Genomic DNA, 18,624 nt, shown 5'->3' with positions numbered 1-18,624 from the left:
GACGGCGATGTTCCGGGGAAAATCCTACTCCCCCACGAGCCGCAGCCCCACCGGCAGCCCCTCTCCGAAGAACGCCGCGCGCTCGGCCTCCTCGACGGCCACCACCTCGCGCACGGCCCTCACCCACGCCTCGGGCGCGCCCACCTTCACGAGCCGCCGCTCCACCTCGCCGCGGATCCGGTCCGAGACGTCGCGCGCCCGGTCGCCGGTCCGGCGCGCGAGCTGCACCGCGGCCGGCGCGGCCGACGGCAGCTCCTGCCACTTCTCGCGCAGCAGGTGATCGAGCCACCGCTCGGCCGCCGCCGGCGACACCACGTGGTGCACGCTCGCGTAGGCCGGCACGCGCGCCCCGATGCGGCCGATCGCCGCCCAGAGCCGCGCGTCGCGGTCGGTCCAGGTGCGCTCCAGGATCCACGCGCCGAGCTCGCTCCGCCGCCCGGCCGGCACGCGCTCGAGCGACGCGCAGAGCTCGAGCAGATCGTCGAGCGCCTCCGGCTTCACCCCCTTCGGCTTCTTCAGCCGCTGCTCGGCCGGCGCCAGGAACGGATCCGCGAGATCCCGGATCGCGACCTGCAGCGGCTCGTCGAGGCCGCCAGCGATGCGGCGCCACGCGATCCAGAACTGCTGCCACGAGCGCGCCTCCTGCGGGAACGCGAGCCGCTCGGCGAAGAGCGGCGCGACCGCGGCGACGCGCGCCGGATCGCCCGCGTCGCCGAAGCCGGGGCGCAGGCAGTAGCCGGCGAGCGACCAGAACAGGCGCTCGTGATCGGCCGAGCGCCGCCGCGAGCGCGCGCTCGGGGCGAGCGTGTCGAACAGCGCCCGCGCCGTCTCCGTCGTCCAGGTGGCGCGCTCCCCGAGCACGCGCTCGAGCTCGCGGACGAGGTTCTTCACCTCCCGCGGCGCGACGTCGGGCCGCCCCTTGCCGAACACCCGCTCGATCGCCTCCCGCGCCTCGTCGAGGCGCCTCCCGCCCTGCGCCGCCCCGGCGGGAGGCCTCGCCTGCGCCCGCTCCGGCAGCCCGCCCTGCGCCCCCTCCGGCGGGCCGGCGCCCCCCTCGCCGGCGGCGGCGCGCGCGCCGCGGCCGTCCTCGCGCAGCTGGAACGCCAGCCGGAAGCGGCGCGGCGCCGGGACCCCAACCTCGACGCAGGCGAGGTCCAGGGTGCCGATCGCGGTGAGCTCCCCCTCGATCTGGACGCGCACCTCCGCCTGCTTGCCGGCCGCGGCGCGCGCGGCGTCCCCGGCGTCGAACGCCACGGCGACCGGCGGGAGGGCCTCGAACCGGTCGTCCTCGAGCGGGACGAGGTCGCCGGCGCGATCGGCGCGCGCGTCGTCCGACGCGAACAGGTCGAACCGGACCGGGCGACCCACGACGAGCGCGAACGTCCGCCCGGCCGCCGCGTGCACGCTGCCCTCCTTCGCGCCGCGCGGCACCACGCACACCGCGGGCCGCGGCCCCCCGCCGGCGGGCGGCTCCAGGCCGACGTAGTAGCCGCGCGCCGCGCCGCCCTCGATGCGCACGCCGCGGCCGGCGAGCGCGAGGCCGTACGCGACCGCGCCCCGCGCCACCGCGAGGTCGGGATCGGCGTGCGGGAGCACGTCGAGCCGCAGCCCCCCCGACGGCCCCCCCCACCGCTCGATGACCTGCGCGAGGCGCTCCGCGACGCGGCGCGCGCGGAAGACGCCGCCGTTCAGGAGCAGCGCGGTCGGCCCTCGCGCCTCGGGGGCGTGGCGCGCGAAGAACCAGGCGACGTGCCGGGTGATCGCCACGTCGCGCTCGTACGGCAGGCCGAACGCGACGAGCCCGCTCCGGCCGCGCTGCGGCCGGGCGTCGCGCGGCGCCTCCGGGAAGAAGCCGTCGAGCACGATCGCCTCGACCTCCTCGCGGCGGAGGCGCGTCGTCAGCGCCCCGCCCACGAGCCGCGCGCCGTGCGAGAGCACGGTGACCGGCGCCTCGTCCGGCGGGGCGGGCGCGGCGCCGCCGGACGAGGCGCCACCGCCGGCCGGAGCGTTGCCGCCAGACGCGGCGCCGCCGCCGGCCGGAGCGCCGCCGGACGACGCGTCGCCGCCGAGCAGGCGCTCCTTGGCGGCGCGGCAGGCGAGCACGAGCTGCCCGAACCGCGCCGGGTCGAGCTTCTCGCCCGTGCCGCCGACGAGGCGCGGCTCGCAGAGGTGGGCGAGCGCGAGGTCCATGTTGTCGCCGCCGAGCAGGAGGTGATGGCCGACGGCGACGCGCGAGACCTCGACCGGGCGGCCCTCCGCGGCGCCGGCGCCCCGGGCGACCCGGATGAGCGACAGATCGGTGGTGCCGCCGCCGACGTCGCAGACGAGGACCGTCGCGTCGCCGCCCGAGCGGGCGAGCAGCGCGTCGAGGCCCTCCGCGCCGGCGAGCCGCATGAAGTCGTAGAACGCGGCCTGCGGCTCCTCGAGCAGCCGCGCCGAGAGGCCGGCGCGGCGGGCCGCCTCGACGGTGAGCTCGCGCGCGACCTGATCGAACGAGGCCGGCACCGTGAGCACGACCTCCTGCGCCGCGAGCGGGCGATCCGGGAAGGCGTCGTCCCAGGTGCGGCGCACGTGGGCGAGGATGCGGGCGCTCGCGTCGAGCGGCGAGGCGCGCGGCAGGGAGGTCGCGTCCTCGGCCGCGCCCCATGGCAGGACGGGCGCCGTCCGGTCGATGGCGGGGTGGCAGAGCCAGCTCTTCGCCGAGGCGATGAGCCGGCCGGGAACCTCGCCGCCGCGCCGGCGGGCGTGCTCGCCGATGGCGAAGGGCGCGTCGCCGAACGGGTCGGCCGGCGCCTCGCCGGGGAGGGGCGCGTAGAGCAGGGAGGGCAGCAGCGGGCGCGCCTCGACCTCGGTGGCGGTCACCAGCTGCGGGATGGGGAAGACGCGGATCGCGCCGGGCGCGGCGTCGCGCTCGGCCCAGGCCACGACGGTGTGGGTGGTGCCGAGGTCGATTCCGACGATCAGGCTCGGGGTCTTCGCGGGGGCGGACATGCGTGCGCGCAGCAACGATACTGGATCGCCGCCGCGCCTTCCGCAGGTCCGGCGCGCGTCCCCGCGGGCGCGCGCCCGCGGCCGGGCCGCCCCGCCGGCGGGCGGCGCCGGCGCGTCTCTCGGGCGGCGCCGGCGCTCGTTCCGGCCGTCGCCGGCGCTTCTTCCGGGCGATGCCCCGTGCTAGAGGCGCGAAATGCGAGCGAACCGAGCGATCTGGCTGGTGGTCATGGGCGTCCTTGCGGCGGGGTGCGGGTCGGCGAACGCCGAGATGTCGCTGGCGGCGAGCGCGACGCCGCCTCCACCGCCGCCCCCGCCGGCGCCCGTCCAGCCGGCGGCGCCTGCCGAGGCGGTCATCGAGGGGGATCGCATCAAGATCGCCCGGCCCATCTTCTACGACCTCGACAAGGACGAGATCCGGCCCGAGTCGTTCTCGGTCCTCGACGCGGTGGCGAACATCCTGAGGACGCACCCGGAGATCACCGCGCTGACGGTCGAGGGGCATACGGACAACCAGGGGTCGGTGGAGCACAACATCAAGCTGTCCGAGCGCCGCGCGAACGCCGTGGTCCGCTACCTGGTCCAGCGCGGCGTCGCGACGCCGATGACGGCGCCGGGGTACGGCGCCGCCGCGCCGGTCTGCTTCACGAACGACGAGGGCTGCCGCGCCATGAACCGGCGCGTGGAGTTCCGTATCAAGACGAAGTGACCTCCGGTCCACACCGTCGATCGTGCCTGCAGGTCGAGCCCGCCGTGCGTCTCGACAACAGGCCAGGTTAACCCGGATCCCCCCTCGAAATCGACTGCTTTCCGCCGCCTTGCGCCGGGATTGCGAGGCTCGCCACGTTTGCCACGCTCGCCGCGCGGGCCGCGCGGGCCGCGCCGGCCATGTGGGTTGCCGCGGTCGCGTCGGTCGCCTCGGCCCGTCGGCCCGTCGGCCGCGGTGCGATGCGATGTCCTGTCGCGTCGTCGCCTCGTGAGGCGCACGGCGCATGGCGCGCGAGGGCGCCTGTCTCTCTGTGCGCCTGTGGGACAAGCGACTCCCAAAATAGCTTGTGCTGCAAATTTATATTGAACGATGTATCGCGATGATGGTTAATACATCACGGGAATACGCGCGCTGAGTGCGACGCGCCGGTCCGAACAACTCATTGCATTGCATGGTGGGTCATGGCGAGCGTTCGTCGTCGTCCTGTAGGGATCGCTTGTCTCGTTCTCTCGTGTCTCGCGTGGATCTCGCCGCGCGCTGCGGCTGCGCACCGCGTCGAGCACCTCGACTGGGCGGAGCGCCTCGTCGACAACATCGATCCTGAGAACAACGAGTACAACTCGACTCCTAGCTTCATATCCTGGGCAGGCGTCGCCGGCGCGCGGCGCTACGCGAACCGCACCCAGTGCGCCACCTTCCTGACGCAGCTGCTCAAGCGGAGCTACGGCTGGACCGAGTCGTCGTTCGACGACTGGCTGGGCAGCCGGAGCCCGAGCGCGGCCGCCTATTACGACGCCATCGTGGACGAGAACGGGTTCGAGAGGATCCGCGACCTCCGGGACGCCCGCGCCGGCGACGTCATGGCCATCCGTTATCCAGAGGGCGAGTCGGCGACGGGGCACGTCGCGATCCTCCGCTGGGCGCCGAGGGTGAGGCTCCCGGCGAGCCCCCTCGTCGCGGGCACGTTCCAGTACGAGGTGAGCGTGGTCGACTCGACGAACTTCCAACACGGCTCGTCCGACTCCAGGTACTCCTCGGGCGGCCGCTGGGCTTCCGGCGCGGGCTACGGCGTGATGCGCCTCTACACCAACTCCACCGCTGCCGTCGTCGGGCACACGTGGAGCACGGCCGCCGTCACGGCCTACTATCCGGCGGCGGTGCGCCAGGTGGCCATCGGCAGGCTGGTGCTCCCCGACGAGGCCCGGTCGGACGACGACTGATTGTCCGGGCCAGCAGGCGCCCGGCGCCCGCCTACCGATCGTCGTCGAGAAGCGCTATGTAAAAATCTCTTCACGCTGTAATCTGCGGTTGTCTGCCGCACACGAGCGGTGCGCTGGAGCGCGCCGGAGCGCCGCGTTCCTGCCGGAAAACCGCCCCCGGACGCGCCCGCAGGCCCCGTTGACAACCGGAGCCGCTGGGGTCTAGAGTGGCGGCCCTCTGAGCTTGCTCGGAGGCCCCAAGCCCAACAATCATCGGCTTAACCAACCCGGGGGCAGCTCTGCCGCCGGGTTTTTTTCTGTCGCTGATGGGGAAGAAGCCCTCCGCTTTCGACCCAGCTTTCGACTCCACCGAATCCACGGAGACCGCGCGTCCATGAGCAATCAGTACGGCCACTTCGACGACGAGAGCCGCGAGTACGTCATCACCCGGCCCGACACGCCGCTGCCCTGGCTCAACTACCTGGGTTCGGACGAGATGTTCGGCCTCTGCACCAACACCGCGGGCGGCTACACGTTCTGGAAGGACGCCAAGCTGCGCCGGCTCACCCGGTATCGTTACAACAACGTACCCATGGATATCGGCGGGCGCTACCTCTACGTCAACGACGGCGGGGTGGTGTGGAACCCCATGTGGAAGCCGCTCAAGACGGCCCTCGATCGCTACGAGTGCCGCCACGGCCTGGGATACACGAAGATCACGGGCGAGAAGAACGGCGTCGAGGTGGAGGTCCTCTACTTCATCGTCCCCGGCGAGAACGTCGAGATCTGGCGCACCCGGGTCACGAACAAGAGCGGCTCGAAGAAGGACATCCAGCTCTTCTCCTTCCAGGAGTTCTGCTTCTTCGAGGCGCTCAACGACATGACGAACTACCAGCGCACCTACTCGATCGGCGAGGTGGAGATCGACGGGAGCGCCATTTACCACAAGACCGAGTACCGCGAGCGCCGCTCCCATTACACGCTCTTCGCCTGCACGCGGGCCATCGACGGGTTCGACACGAGCCGCGACGCCTTCTGCGGCAGCGTCCACCACGGCCTGCACGAGGCCCAGGTCCCGCTCCGGGGCAAGGCCACGAACTCGAAGGCGTTCGGCTGGAACCCGATCGGCAGCCACCAGGTGAGCCTCTCGCTCGCCCCCGGCGCGAGCGAGACCCTGAGCTTCGTGCTCTCGTACGTGGACCAGGGGGATCTGCCCAAGTTCAAGGCGCCCTTCGTCCTGAACAAGCAGAAGGGCAAGGAGATCCTGGCCAAGTACTCGGCGCCCGGCGTCGTGGACGGGGCGTTCGCTCAGCTGAAGGAGGACTGGGCGGGGCTGCTCGCGAACTTCCAGGCCGACTGCCCGGACGAGCACGCGCGGCGCATGCTCAACACCTGGAATCAGTACCAGTGCATGGCGACCTTCAACCTCTCGCGGTCAGCCAGCATGTACGAGACCGGCATCGGCCGCGGCATGGGCTTCCGCGACTCGAACCAGGATCTCCTCGGCTTCGTGCACCTCGTCCCCGAGCGCGCCCGCCAGCGCATCCTCGACATCGCCGCCACGCAGCTGAGCGACGGCACCTGCTACCACCAGTACCAGCCGCTGACGAAGAAGGGGAACGCCGACATCGGCGGCGACTTCTACGACGATCACCTGTGGCTCATCCTCTCCACGTGCGCGTACATCAAGGAGACCGGCGACAAGGGCATCCTCAAGGCGGCGGTGGGCTACGCCGACAAGCAGGGCTCCAAGGAGGACCTCCTGCACCACCTGGAGACGTCCATCGCGTACACGATGAAGAAGCGCGGCCCGCACGGCCTGCCGCTGATCGGCCACGCGGACTGGAACGACTGCCTCAACCTGAACTGCTTCAGCACCGAGCCCAACGAGAGCTTCCAGACCGCGGGCGACGTGAAGGACTCGAAGGCCGAGTCGGTGATGATCGCCGGCCTCTTCCTCTACGCCAGCCGCGAGATGGCCGCCCTGTACGACTGGATGGGCCAGAAGTCCGACGCGGAGCGGATGCGCGGGCACTACGCGGAGATGCTGGCCGTGGTCGAGAAGGAGGCCTGGGACGGCGAGTGGTACCGCCGCGCCTACGACGCCGAGAGCCGGCCGGTCGGGAGCAAGGAGAACGAGGAGGGCAAGATCTTCATCGAGAGCCAGGGCTGGTGCGTGCTCGGCGGCGCCGGCGCGGAGAACGGCCGCGCCAGGCAGGCGATGGAGAGCGTGCACAAGCACCTCTACACGAAGAACGGCATCGTGCTGCAGCAGCCCGCGTACTCGACCTACCACCTCGAGCTCGGGGAGGTCACCTCGTACCCGCCGGGCGTGAAGGAGAACGCCGGCATCTTCTGCCACAACAACACCTGGATCCACCTGGGCTGGTGTCTGCTCGGCGAGGGGGAGCGCGCGTTGGAGTACTATCTCTCCATCTGTCCTTCGGCCAAGGAGAGCCAGATCGAGACCTACCGGGCCGAGCCCTACGTCTACGCGCAGATGATCGCGGGCAAGGACGCTCCGGTCTTCGGCGAAGCGAAGAACGCCTGGCTCACCGGCACCGCGGCGTGGACCTTCGTGTCCGTCAGCCAGGGGATCCTCGGCGTGCAGCCCCAGTACGACGGGCTGAAGCTGGATCCGTGCGTGCCCAAGTCCTGGAAGAGCTTCTCCATCTCCCGCCGCTTCCGCGGCGCCACCTACGAGATCAGCGTCAAGAACTCGGGGGTGTGCAAGGGCGTGAAGAAGCTGACCGTCGACGGCAAGACGGTCTCGGGCAACGTCATCCCGCTGGCCCAGGCCGGCGCGACGGTGCGCGTCGAAGTCGAGATGGGCTGACGCTCGCCCCTGGTTTCCGGGGAGGTCTTGCCGACCTCCCCGGGGGCCTACCGTGGGCGGACAACCAGAGACGAGCTTTGGGAGGTAGGGGGTGATCGCCCTGCGGTGAAGCGACCCACCTCCCGTTCAACATGACCCGATTCACGCGGCGCATCGCGCGGATGTCGGCGAGCGGGTCGCCCTCGAGCAGGACGAGGTCGGCGAGCTTGCCCGGCTCGACGCTGCCGAGCCGATCGTCGATGCGGAGATACCTGGCGTTCTCCAGCGTGGCGGCGACGAGGACCTCCATCGGCGATAGGCCGCTCTCGACGAGCAGCTCCATCTCGCGCTGATACGCCCACCCGCGCGCGGCGCCCGGCACCGCGCCGTGAGAGCCGACGACCACCCGCACGCCGGCGCGGCGGGCGGCGGCGGTGAGCTTCATCATGGTCTCGAAGCCGCGCACCTCGACCTCGGTCACCCCCTGGCCGCCAGCGCGGCGCTCGAAGATGGCGAGCGTGGGGGTGACGAAGGTGCCGCGCGCCGCGAGCAGCCGCAGCAGCTGGGCGGTCCGGGGCGCTCCGAGCGAGATGCCGCGGAAGATCTCGTAACGGCCAGGAAAGCGCGCCTCGTTCTCGGCGATCACCGACTGCCGGTAACGCTCCGCCTCGCGCGGCGGCACGAGCGCCGTCCCCAGCGAGGTGATGTGCTCGATGCCGTCCAGCCCCGCCCGGGCCGCCGCCGCCGCGTCCACCGTCTCCAGGTGGCCGACGGCGACCACGCCGCGGGCGTGCGCGGTCTGCGCGACGGCCTCGACGAGCCCGAGCGGCAGCCGGAAATAGACCTTGATCCCCGACGCCCCGCGCTCGACCAGCTGCTCGACCGCCCAGCGCGCCTCCGCCGCGTCGCGCACCAGCATCGCGCTCTCTGGGTAGGCAGGGGCCGGCGCGTCGAGCATCGGACCGGTCAAGAAGAGCCGCGGCACCGGGCCGAGCCGGCGCGCGGCGTCGTACGCCTCGATCCAGTTCCCCGGCTCGCGCAGCGAGGTGACGCCGCGCCGGAGGACGAGGCCGGGCAGCCCGTCGTCGCCGCCGAGGTGGAAATGCGCGTCGATGAGGCCAGGCAGGACCCAGAGCCCCGCGCCGCGGACGAGCTCCGCGCCGGCCGGGACGTCCGTGGCGGCGCGCGCGCCCGCGGCCACGACGCGGTCGCCGCGGACCACGACGACGGCGTCCCGCACGGGCGGCCCCCCGCGGCCGTCCACGAGCGTGGCCCCGACGATCGCGACGGAATGCGCGGCGTCCGGCCGCGCGGGGGGGTTGAGCTCCCGCGCGGGCGGGAGCTTCGGCGGCCCTTCCGGCGAGGGCCACTGCACGGGCGCGCTCGCGCAGGCGCACAGGCCCGCGAGCGCCGCCAACAGACACACGCGCAACCGAAAGCTCATCGTGCCCTCCCCCGTGTCCCCCGATCGCGACGGGCCACGCGAATCGCCGGAGCCCCGCGACGCGCGTGGAGCCGTGTCGCGCTCGCCCAGCGCGCGCGCCCGCGGGCGAGGCCGGATGCCGCGATCGTGCGCGATTGCGCGCCTCGCACCTCTCATCATAGCATCTCCGGCCCGCAGGGCCGCGATCACGAGCGTTTTCCAACTTCCACCTTCAACTCGAAGGCGCGCTCCCGTCGACGTCCGCCTCCATCTCCAGATTCGCTCGATGCATCGAGTCGCCGCGACGCCGCGGGCGCCGCCGGCGCATTCGCGCTGCCTGTCCGGGCTCCGGCGCGCCGCGTTTCGTGGAGCACAGGGAGGCTCCTAACTCGCGACTTGCTGGATTCGGCGCGGCGCCCCGAACCCTTTGCAGGTGCGCAGCGCACGTGAGCGCAGGCGCCATGGTCGCGGCAATGGGCGCTCTCCACAGGATGACGACTTCGGTGGTGCGATGGCGCGGCGCCGGCGTCAGGCGAATCCTGAGCCGTGCAGGCGCCGCCGGGCTCGTCCGAGAGGCTCATGCCTTGGTGTTTGGGTCGCACTGGATCGGCCGAAGCGCGGGAAGTCGATTCGGTGAGCCGTTTCGAGATAGTTGAGCGTCACAGCCAGGGTGGAGTAGTGTGCCACCGCTGGCGCGCGGGATAGGCCGCGACCGGCGGGTCCCGTTGGGACCGGCTGACGAAGCGACTCTTGACGACTGGCGCTCATTCAAGCGCGCTGGAGGACATCATGCGTAATATCAAACTTATCAGCGTTGGCTCGATGGCTCTCATCCTTGGCGCGGCCGCCTTCTCCGCGGGGTGCGGGGACGACTCCGAAGGCGGCGGCGGGACCACCGCGAGCAGCACGAGCGCCACGTCCGGCACGACCGGCACGGGCGGCGCGGGCGGCGAGGGCGGCAGCAACGAGGGCGGCAGCAACGAGGGCGGCAGCAACGAGGGCGGCAGCAACGAGGGCGGAGCCGGCACGGAGTGCGTGACCTGCTCGGCGCCGCTGCTCGGCAATGAGGACCCGGCAGATCTGTGCGAGTCCTCGGTGGACGAGTACGAGGCCGTCACGACGTGCATCTGTACGGAGTGCGGCGCGGCCGAGGGGGATCCCTGCTTCGACAGCTGTGCCGGCACCGCCGACGAGCCGAGCGACGAGTGCACGGCCTGCGGCGTCGCGGCCGCCCTCACCGACGGGGGCGCTTGCAAGGCCGAGGGCGACGCGTGCGCCGCCGACGAGGGCGAGTGACCCCCGCGCCCTGAGGCCCGCGGAGCCGGTCCGACCCCCGGATCGGCTCCGCGCCGGCCGTCACGCCTCGGCGCGCACCGACAGCTCGATCCGCCAGCGCTCGTTCGGCTTCTGCGCCTCGCGCGGGATCGCCTCGAGGAGCAGCGTCCCCACCTCGGTGACCGAGGCGCGCAGCTGCACCGGCACCATGTCGCCCTCGCGGCGGCCCTCGGCGGGCAGGGTGACCTCGATCGGCGAGAGCTCCTCGAGCTCGCCGGGCTTCCAGTCCTCGAGCTCGGTCCCCGCCTGGTCGTCGCGGCGCACCGACGAGCTGAAGAAGCGGAAGCGCACCGGCTCGCCGACCACCACGCCGAACTCCTGCGGCGGCAGCGTCGCCTCGGTGCCCTCCTCCATGCCGAACGGCGCCAGGCAGAGCGCCGTGATCGGCGGCTCCAGGCCGGGCACCGCGGGCACGGCCCCCTCGATGCCCACGTAGTAGGCCCGCGCCGTGCCGCCGCGGATCCTGAGCCCCCGGCCGCGCCGCGCGAGCCCGTAGGCGGCGGCGCCGCGCGCGACCGCGAGATCCAGGTCGTCGATCGGGAGCACCCGCGGCCGGGGCGCGCCGTCCTCCTCGAGCCAGGCGCCGAGCGTCGCGAGCAGCCGCTCGCGCAGGGCCGCGCTCTTCATGACGCCCCCGTTGAACAGCACCGCCGTCGGGTGCAGGAGCAGCGGCGCGCGGCCGGCCTCGGCGGCCTCCGCGCCCCTCGGGACGAAGCCCTCGAGCTTCGCCGTCGCGCCGGCCTGCCGCCCCAGGAACGCGGCGAGGTGGCGGGTGATCGCCGGGTCCTGCGCGTACGGCAGGCCGAGCTGCGTCAGGCCGGCGCGCGCGCGCGTCGCCGGGCGGGCGGAGGACGGGACCTCCGGGAAGAACCCGTCCACGAGCGTCCGCGTGATCTCGTCGCGCGTGAGCGCCGTCCGGATCGACGCCCCGAGCAGCTTTGAGCCGCGGCCGGCGATCACGATCGGCGCCTCGGTCATCGACGGATCGCCGAGCAGCCGCTCCTTGGCGACGCGCGCCGCGTGGGTGAGCGACGTCATCTGCCAGCGGTCGAGCTCCTTGCCCTCGGCCGCCAGCTTGGCCTTCACGACGTGCGCGAGCGCGAGGTCCATGTTGTCGCCGCCGAGCAGGATGTGGTCGCCGACCGCCACGCGGACGAGCTCGAGCGAGCCGTCGCGCGGGACCGCGGCGATCGCGGAGAAGTCGGTGGTGCCGCCGCCGACGTCGACCACGAGCAGCACGTCGCCCGGCTGGAGGTGCTTGCGCCACGCCTCGCCGGCCGCGTCGATCCAGGCGTACACGGCCGCCTGCGGCTCCTCGAGCAGCGTGAGGTCCTCGAACCCCGCGGCGCTCGCCGCCTCGACGGTGAGGTCGCGCGCGGCGGCGTCGAACGACGCGGGCACGGTGATCACGATCTCCTGCTTCGCCAGGGCGAGCTCGGGGTCGTCCTTCGCGAACAGGTGGTCCCACGCCTCGGTGAGGTGCTCGAGGTACCGCCACGACGCCTCGACCGGCGAGATCTTCTCGATGTCCTCGGGCGCGCCGACCGGCAGCGTCGGCCCGCGCCGGTCGATGCCCGGGTGGCACAGCCAGCTCTTCGCGCTGGAGATGAGGCGCGCCGGCGCGTCGGCCCCGCGGGCGCGGGCGTGCTCGCCGACCGCGAAGCGCCGCTCGGCGTCCCACGGCAGCGCCTGGACGCCCTCGCTCTCGTGGGGGATGTACATGAAGGAGGGCAGGAGCGGCCGCGCCTCGAGCGTGCCCTGCGCCACGAGCTGCGGCACGGCCAGCACCTCGGGCGACGGCGCGAGCCGCGGGTCGGCGCCGTCCTCGGGGAGGCGCGCGTAGGCGAGCGCGCAGTGGGTGGTGCCGAGATCGATGCCGATGATGTAACGCGCGCTCACAGCTCGACCTCCGCGGGGGCGATGACGCTGGCGTCGTGGCCGGCGATCGGCGTCGGCAGCGAGAGCTCGTCGGCGCGCCAGCCCCGGTGGCGCAGCACCCCTCGGTACGGCGCGCTCCCGGACACGTTGCCGATGAGCTTGACCTCGGACGGGTTGTAGCCGGCCTCCAGCGTCACCTTCGCCCCCTCCTCCTCGCGCCGCACGGGCGCGAGCTTCGCGTGGCTGCGCAGCGCCTTGCGGCAGCCCTCATGGACCATCCTCGCCGCCACGCCGACGTCCGCGTCGCCGAAGGAGGCGATGTCCTGCTCGAGGAAGTCGACAAGCCGCCCTTCGCGCTGCAGCAGCGAGAGCAGCTGGAGCGCCGAGCTCACGCCGGGCGCGGCCGCGGGCGCAGGCGCGGCCGCCGCCGGCGCCCTCTCCGCGGCTTCGGCGGCGGGCGGCGCTCCGGCGGCTCGAGCTCGCTCGATTTGGTGTGGCTCGGCTCGCTCGAGCTGGCGCGGCTCGGCCCGCTCCGCCGGCGGCAGGGCGGCCGCCTCGCGCGCCTGCCAGGCCCGCGCGGCGAACTGCGGATCGAACAGCACGCGGAAGAAGCATGCGAAGGCGAACCAGAGCCGCGTGGACCAGGGGAGCGGGGGATCGTGGAGATCGGCCACGGCGAGAGCCTAACGCCGAGCGTCGCGTTGGGTACAGAGACCGGCGCGCCGGGCAGGGGGGCGGACGGCCCGGCGCGCCGTCCGGCCCGGCGCTGCCCCGGTCGGAAGGATCGCCGTCCGGCCCGGCGCTGCCCCGGTCAGAAGGACGCCCGGAGGACGGGAACGCGGAGCTCGTGCCCCTGCGCCACGCCGAACCTGAACATCTCGTCCTGCGAGTACAGCGGCCTGAGCGAGAGCGCCGGCATGCCGAGCGCGACCCGGCGCGGCGTGACGTCGACGAGGCCGAGCCGGGGCTCTTCCCAGCGGGTGCCCCGGAGGAGCGGCGCCGCGTCCGACGTGATCTGGACGTTGACGCCCGGCTGGGGAGGCTCGGCGGCCGGCTCGTTGCGGATCGGCTCGCTCTGGTCGCTCGCCGGGGGCTTGTACGCGGTGGCGTTGAGCGTGACGACGAGGGTCGGGATGACGAGCGCCATGCCGCCGGCGAGCATGTAGAGCGGCACCTCCGCGGGCGGCTCCGAGGCCTCGATGAAGTAGCCGGCGACGCCGCCCCCCACCGCGCCGAGCCCGCCGAAGACGAGGTACGGCCAGGCGCGCTCGACCCCGACGGCCCCCATGGTCAGCATCACGACCTCGCCGCCGAGCAGCGCGCCGCCGACGATCCCCTTGCCGTCGACGCTCACCTGGTCGCTCGTCTGCTGGGCGCTCGCGCGCTCGGGAGCGCCGGCGAGCACCGCCGCCGCCACCGACGCTCCTGCCAGATACTGCGCTGCCTTTCGATTCATGCGGTTGATCGGCATCGTGTTTTCCCCGTCTCGATGGTCGCGGGGCCCGCGAGGGCTCCCGCGCTGGACCGCCGCCGGCCGCGCGTCGCGCTCGCGTCCGGTCCGTCCGGCTGGCCGGCGGCCCTGGCTGAGCCGTCGCGCCGTTCTCGATTTGTGAACCGCTGGCGGAGCGAGTGCGCGCGCGTCCTGTCTCCGCCAGCGAAGCCGGTTGAGCGAGCCTAGCACGGGTTTCGAGGCACCGAACCGCTGCATTGCCCGTGCGGAGGATGGGTGGTATGGCTCCACCGGTGTCGGGCGGTGGCCCGCCACCTGTCGCCGCGCGCGCGGCTGCCTTCGAGGGAAGATCGCTATGGGCCGCATCGGACCGCTGGAAATCGCCCTTCTCATCGGGCTCGCCTTGCTCCTCTTCGGCGCGGGGAGGATCGCTGACATCGGCAAGGGGATCGGCGAGGGCATCCGGAACTTCAAGAAGGGCATCCGCGACGACGAGGAGGACGAAGCTGCCAAGCAGCTCCCCGCGAAGCCCGACGTGAAGGAAGAGGACACCCACAAGCCCGTGTAGCGCCCGCGCCGGATCGCGGCGCTCGAGGGCGGGGCGGCTCGACGTCGGTCGACGCTCGCCGGCGCGCGTCTATACTCGATCGCCGTATGCCCCATCGACTCCTGGAGCGCATCGTCAAGGCGCTCGTTGTCTCCGCCGCGTTCCCGCTGGCAGCGTACTTCGTTCTTCAGTTCGGCCCCGGGGGGCTCTGGCGTGGGTTCGAGCCGGCGCTCGCGGTCACCGGTCAGGTGGCCAAGGCGCCGTACGACCTCACCCGCCTCGAGGCCGTGAACGAGACGCTCAAGATGATCCGGGACAAGTACGTCGAGCCGGATCGCGTCAAGCCGAAGGAGATGCTGCTCTCGGCGCTGAACGCCGTGCAGCGCGACGTCGCGCAGGTGATCGTCCTCAACGAGGACCCCAACGAGGTCACCGTCCGCGTCGAGACCAGCGAGAAGAAGTTCCGGATCGACAACATCCAGGGCCCCTGGGACGTCTCCGCGCGCCTCCGCGAGGTCTTCGCCTTCCTGCAGAAGAACCTCCGCGGCACGGAGGTCGATCTGCGCGACGTCGAGTACGCCGCGTGCAACGGCATGCTGCACACGCTCGACCCTCACTCGTCGTTCCTGAGCCCCGAGGCGTACAAGGAGATGAACCTCTCCACGTCGGGCGCGTTCGGCGGGCTCGGCGTCGTGATCTCGATCCGCGACCAGATGCTCACCGTCCTGAACCCGATGCCCGACACGCCCGCGGGCCGGGCGGGGCTCAAGCGGCTCGATCGGATCGTGAAGATCAACAACGAGTCGACGCTCAACATGCCGCTCGACGACGCCGTGCGGCGGCTCCGCGGCGATCCCGGCACCGCGGTCACCGTGTGGGTGACCCGCGACGGCGAGGGCGGCTGGCAGGGCCCGAAGGCCTTCGAGCTGACCCGCGAGGTGATCAAGGTCCGGTCCGTCGAGTCGCGCGCGCTCGACGGCGGCATCGCCTACGTCCGGCTCAAGACGTTCCAGGCGACGTCGACCGCGGAGCTCGACGCGGCGCTCGACGGGCTGCGCGCCAAGGGCCACCTGAAGGGGCTCGTGCTCGACCTGCGCGGCAACCCGGGCGGCCTGCTCGATCAGGCCGCGCGCATCGCCGACAAGTTCCTCGCCGACGGGGTCATCGTCTCGACGGTCGGCGCCTCCGAGGGGCGCGAGGAGAAGCGCGCCAAGGGCCCCGGCACCGAGCCGCCGTACCCGATCGTGGTGCTCGTGAGCGGCAACAGCGCGAGCGCGAGCGAGATCGTGGCGGGCGCGCTGAAGAACAACGATCGCGCCGTCATCGTGGGCTCGCAGACGTTCGGCAAGGGCAGCGTGCAGCTCGTCTTCCCCGACGTCACGGCGGAGAAGGCGGCCCTCAAGCTGACGATCGCGCAGTACCTGACGCCGGGCGACATCTCGATCCAGGGCGTCGGGGTCACGCCGGACATCGAGCTCGATCCGATGACGGTCGACGAGCTCGAGATGGATCTCACCGTGCAGAAGGACGGGATCCGGGAGCGCGACCTCTCGGCGCACCTCTCGAACGCGCGGGCGGCGGCGGCGGGCAAGCCGTCCGAGGTCGTCCGCTACCAGCTCACGAGCGCCGATCGCGAGGCGATGCGCGATCGCGGGGGCGACATCGACGAGGACTTCGCCCTCGACTTCCCCATCCGCTTCGCGCGCGAGCTCGCGACGCGGATGCCGCCGAGCACCCCGAGGATCCAGCAGCTCCGGGCCGTGCACGACTACATCGAGCAGGTCGGCAAGGAGGAGCTCGGCAAGGTCGCGGCCGAGCTGGCGAAGCTCGGCGTCGATTGGTCCGACGCGCCCGAGGCCGCGACGACGGCGGCCGCGACGGCGGCGGCCAAGTCCGAGCTCGACGTGAAGGTCGAGACCGATCGCCCGAACGCCGAGGTGGTCGCCGGCCAGCCGATGGAGCTCAAGGTCACGGTCAAGAACAACGGCAAGCAGCCGGTCTACCGCCTCCGCGGGACGACGGAGAGCGACAACCTGTACTTCGACAGCAAGGAGCTCATCTTCGGCAAGATCGGCCCCGGTCAGACGAAGACGGCGAAGGCGCCGCTCGGCTGGTGCGAGGTCGAGGGGCGGAAGGTCGGCTCGACGAGGCCGCGGAAGGCGAACGAGAAGCGCGTCTGCAAGATCCCGATGGACGCCCTCTCGCGGAGCGACGGGCTCAAGGTGAAGTTCGAGGTCGCCGGCGCGCCGGAGCCGCCCGCCGTCGAGATCCGGCCCACGGTGCGCGCGCTCGACCGGCCGCTCTTCCAGTACGCCTACCAGATCGTCGACGACCGCGAGGGCAACGGCGACGGGCTCATCCAGAAGGGCGAGCGGGTCAGCATGTACCTGACCGTCAAGAACGTCGGCAAGGGGCCGTCGTACGAGACGCAGGCGAACATCGCGAACCTCTCCGGCGACGGGCTCCTGCTGCACGCGGGGCGCTTCGACGTCTCGAACATCAAGCCGGGCGACGTGCGCAAGGTGGTCTTCAGCTTCGACGTCGAGCCGCAGCTGTCCGAGCCCGAGGCGACCCTCTCGCTCTCGGTGGGCGATCGCGATCTCCGCGAGTTCGCCAGCGAGAAGGTGAAGATCCCGATCTCGCCGCGCGTGCAGCTCACGGGCGGCGGCTCCACCGTGAAGGCCGGCGCGCAGGGGGCGACGCTGCTCCCGTCGCCCGAGGCGAGCGCGCGCGGCTTCGGTCGGCTCCCTTCGGGCGCCGTGGTCAAGGTGCTCGGCGAGGCGCCCGGCGGGTTCCTCAAGGTCGATCTCGGCGCGGGCCGCTTCGCGTTCGTCGCGTCGCGGGAGGTGGGCCCGGGCGGCGGGCCGGCGGCCGCGGCGGTCGCGTTCGAGGACGTCTACTCGCACGCGCCGCCGACGCTCGACATCGCCGCCGCGGCGCTGGCGACGACCGCCGACACCGTGAAGATCACGGGAACGGCCGCGGACAGCGAGCGGCTCCTGGACACCTTCATCTTCGTCGGGTCGCGGAAGCTCTACTACAAGTCGAACCGCGACGGCGCGGACCCGAAGAAGGCCGACTTCTCGTTCGAGGCGCCGCTCCGGCCGGGGGTGAACGTCATCACCGTGGTCGCGCGCGAGACGCCCGACACCACCACGCGGCGCACGCTCGTGGTGCGCAAGGACGGGCCCGACGGGTCGATCTTGAAGACCCCGAAGTCCGACAACCCGGTGGACGACTGGATTGCGGACCGCGGGGGCGAGGACTAAGGCGGCTGGCATGGATGACGGTCGTCGAGGGCGGTGCGCCGCCGGGCTGCCCTGCCCGGCGAGGATCTGGTAGCCTCATCCCGTGGGACTCCTCGCCTGGCTGGGCCTGAAGCAGGGGGGCTCGTTCCCGAACCTCGACGCCCTCCTGAAGGAGCTCCGTACGGCGCTCCCGGACGACGAGGCGGTGGTCCTCCGCTACATCGCGACCGTCATCGTCCTGCTCGGCAAGGTCGCCTGCGTCGACGGCCGGTTCTCCGACAAGGAAGACGAGCTGCTCCGCGAGCTGCTCACGCACGTCGACGGCCTCGCGCCGAGCGGGGTCGACGCGGTGTTCAACGCCCTCCAGGGCAAGCTGCCCGCGCTCCAGGAGGGCGAGGTCGACCGCTGCTACCGCGAGCTCAAGGCGCTCTGCAACGCGAGCGAGCGGGTGGAGGTCGTGCGCCTCCTGATCCGGCTCGCGGCGGCGGACGGCGCGCCCACGCCGGCCGAGCGGGCCGAGATCGAGAGCATCGCCGAGGAGCTCGGCGTCTCGCTCGCCGACATCGAGCCGGACCTCTCCGTGCAGGCCGGCGGTCAGGCCGGCTCCCCGGCCCCGCCGGACGATCGCGGCGAGCCTGGCGGCGGCGCCCCGGCGTGATCAGCCGCGCCGCCCGCCTGAGCAGCGGCGCCCCGGCGTGATCGGCCGCGCCGGCTGGCTGCGCGGTCAGTCGCGCGCGTCTCGCTGCTCGGCGCCCGCGTCGGGGCTCGACGCGCGGCTCGCGCGGCGCTGCTTCAGCGCCGTCAGCGTCACGAAGAGGACGAACAGGACGGCCCCGAGCACCGCCACGAGCGTGCCGAAGTTGAAGAGGTAGTGCGCGCCCTGCGCGCCGCCCACCCCCATCAGAAAGATGCCGAGCAGCGCGATGCCCGCGCCAATGACGGGATCGGGGCCGACGTCGTTCTCCGAAGTCGCACGCGAGAGCCCGCTCCCCTGGACCCCGCCAGCCTCGTTGCTCATCGGATGGCTCACAG

At 72.6% G+C, this 18,624-nt stretch carries 13 protein-coding genes; 7 read left to right on the top strand and 6 right to left on the bottom strand.

What is annotated here, in order from left to right; all coding sequences use genetic code 11:
- Window positions 1-24 precede the first annotated feature (24 nt).
- A complete protein-coding gene (locus WMF33_RS37185; RefSeq protein WP_437333042.1) occupies window positions 25-2,991 on the bottom strand; it encodes an Hsp70 family protein in 2,967 nt (988 codons plus the stop codon).
- A 193-nt stretch (window positions 2,992-3,184) separates the two neighbouring features.
- On the opposite strand from WMF33_RS37185, the gene WMF33_RS37180 reads away from it, so the two are divergent.
- From WMF33_RS37180 to WMF33_RS37170, 3 genes are all read left to right on the top strand, one after another.
- Entirely contained in the window at window positions 3,185-3,697 is a 513-nt protein-coding gene (locus WMF33_RS37180; protein WP_437333041.1) for an OmpA family protein, read from the top strand.
- 461 nt (window positions 3,698-4,158) lie between these two features.
- Window positions 4,159-4,917, top strand: a complete 759-nt coding sequence (locus WMF33_RS37175) for a hypothetical protein (protein ID WP_437333040.1) — start codon at window positions 4,159-4,161, stop codon at window positions 4,915-4,917.
- A gap of 373 nt (window positions 4,918-5,290) precedes the next feature.
- Complete coding sequence (locus tag WMF33_RS37170; protein WP_437333039.1) at window positions 5,291-7,732, top strand: GH36-type glycosyl hydrolase domain-containing protein; 2,442 nt, start codon at window positions 5,291-5,293, stop codon at window positions 7,730-7,732.
- Here WMF33_RS37170 and WMF33_RS37165 read toward each other — a convergent pair.
- Window positions 7,677-9,155, bottom strand: coding sequence for an amidohydrolase family protein (locus tag WMF33_RS37165; RefSeq protein WP_437333038.1), 1,479 nt, complete (start codon window positions 9,153-9,155; stop codon window positions 7,677-7,679). The genes WMF33_RS37170 and WMF33_RS37165 overlap by 56 nt on opposite strands.
- An 801-nt stretch (window positions 9,156-9,956) precedes the next feature.
- Here WMF33_RS37165 and WMF33_RS37160 point away from each other — a divergent pair.
- Window positions 9,957-10,430: a hypothetical protein gene (locus WMF33_RS37160; RefSeq protein ID WP_437333037.1), complete on the top strand. Its 474-nt coding sequence runs from the start codon at window positions 9,957-9,959 to the stop codon at window positions 10,428-10,430.
- Between the two features lie 60 nt (window positions 10,431-10,490).
- Here the strand turns inward: WMF33_RS37160 and WMF33_RS37155 are convergent, their stop codons facing one another.
- From WMF33_RS37155 to WMF33_RS37145, 3 genes are all read right to left on the bottom strand, one after another.
- Entirely contained in the window at window positions 10,491-12,368 is a 1,878-nt protein-coding gene (locus tag WMF33_RS37155; RefSeq protein WP_437333036.1) for an Hsp70 family protein, read from the bottom strand.
- Window positions 12,365-13,021 carry a DUF2760 domain-containing protein gene (locus tag WMF33_RS37150; RefSeq protein WP_437333035.1) on the bottom strand — a complete coding sequence of 219 codons (657 nt, stop codon included), beginning with the start codon at window positions 13,019-13,021 and terminating at the stop codon, window positions 12,365-12,367. The genes WMF33_RS37155 and WMF33_RS37150 overlap by 4 nt, the downstream gene beginning before the upstream one ends.
- Before the next feature lie 137 nt (window positions 13,022-13,158).
- A complete protein-coding gene (locus tag WMF33_RS37145) occupies window positions 13,159-13,803 on the bottom strand; it encodes a hypothetical protein (RefSeq protein WP_437333034.1) in 645 nt (214 codons plus the stop codon).
- 349 nt (window positions 13,804-14,152) lie between these two features.
- Here WMF33_RS37145 and WMF33_RS37140 point away from each other — a divergent pair, with 349 nt between their 5' ends.
- The 3 genes from WMF33_RS37140 (at window position 14,153) to WMF33_RS37130 (ending at window position 18,250) form a co-directional block, all read left to right on the top strand.
- The gene (locus WMF33_RS37140) at window positions 14,153-14,365 is read left to right on the top strand and encodes a twin-arginine translocase TatA/TatE family subunit (RefSeq protein ID WP_437333033.1); all 213 of its coding nucleotides are present in this window, start codon (window positions 14,153-14,155) and stop codon (window positions 14,363-14,365) included.
- 86 nt (window positions 14,366-14,451) lie between these two features.
- A complete protein-coding gene (locus WMF33_RS37135) occupies window positions 14,452-17,613 on the top strand; it encodes an MXAN_5808 family serine peptidase (protein ID WP_437333032.1) in 3,162 nt (1,053 codons plus the stop codon).
- An 82-nt stretch (window positions 17,614-17,695) separates the two neighbouring features.
- A complete protein-coding gene (locus WMF33_RS37130; protein WP_437333031.1) occupies window positions 17,696-18,250 on the top strand; it encodes a TerB family tellurite resistance protein in 555 nt (184 codons plus the stop codon).
- 66 nt (window positions 18,251-18,316) lie between these two features.
- On the opposite strand, the gene WMF33_RS37125 is transcribed toward WMF33_RS37130, so the two are convergent.
- Complete coding sequence (locus tag WMF33_RS37125) at window positions 18,317-18,610, bottom strand: hypothetical protein (RefSeq protein ID WP_061624355.1); 294 nt, start codon at window positions 18,608-18,610, stop codon at window positions 18,317-18,319.
- Between the last annotated feature and the right edge of the window lie 14 nt (window positions 18,611-18,624).

This window comes from Sorangium sp. So ce394, assembly GCF_051474665.1.
In the GTDB taxonomy this organism is placed as follows: domain Bacteria; phylum Myxococcota_A; class Polyangia; order Polyangiales; family Polyangiaceae; genus Sorangium; species Sorangium cellulosum_D.
This window is presented reverse-complemented; position numbering and strand designations above follow the sequence as displayed.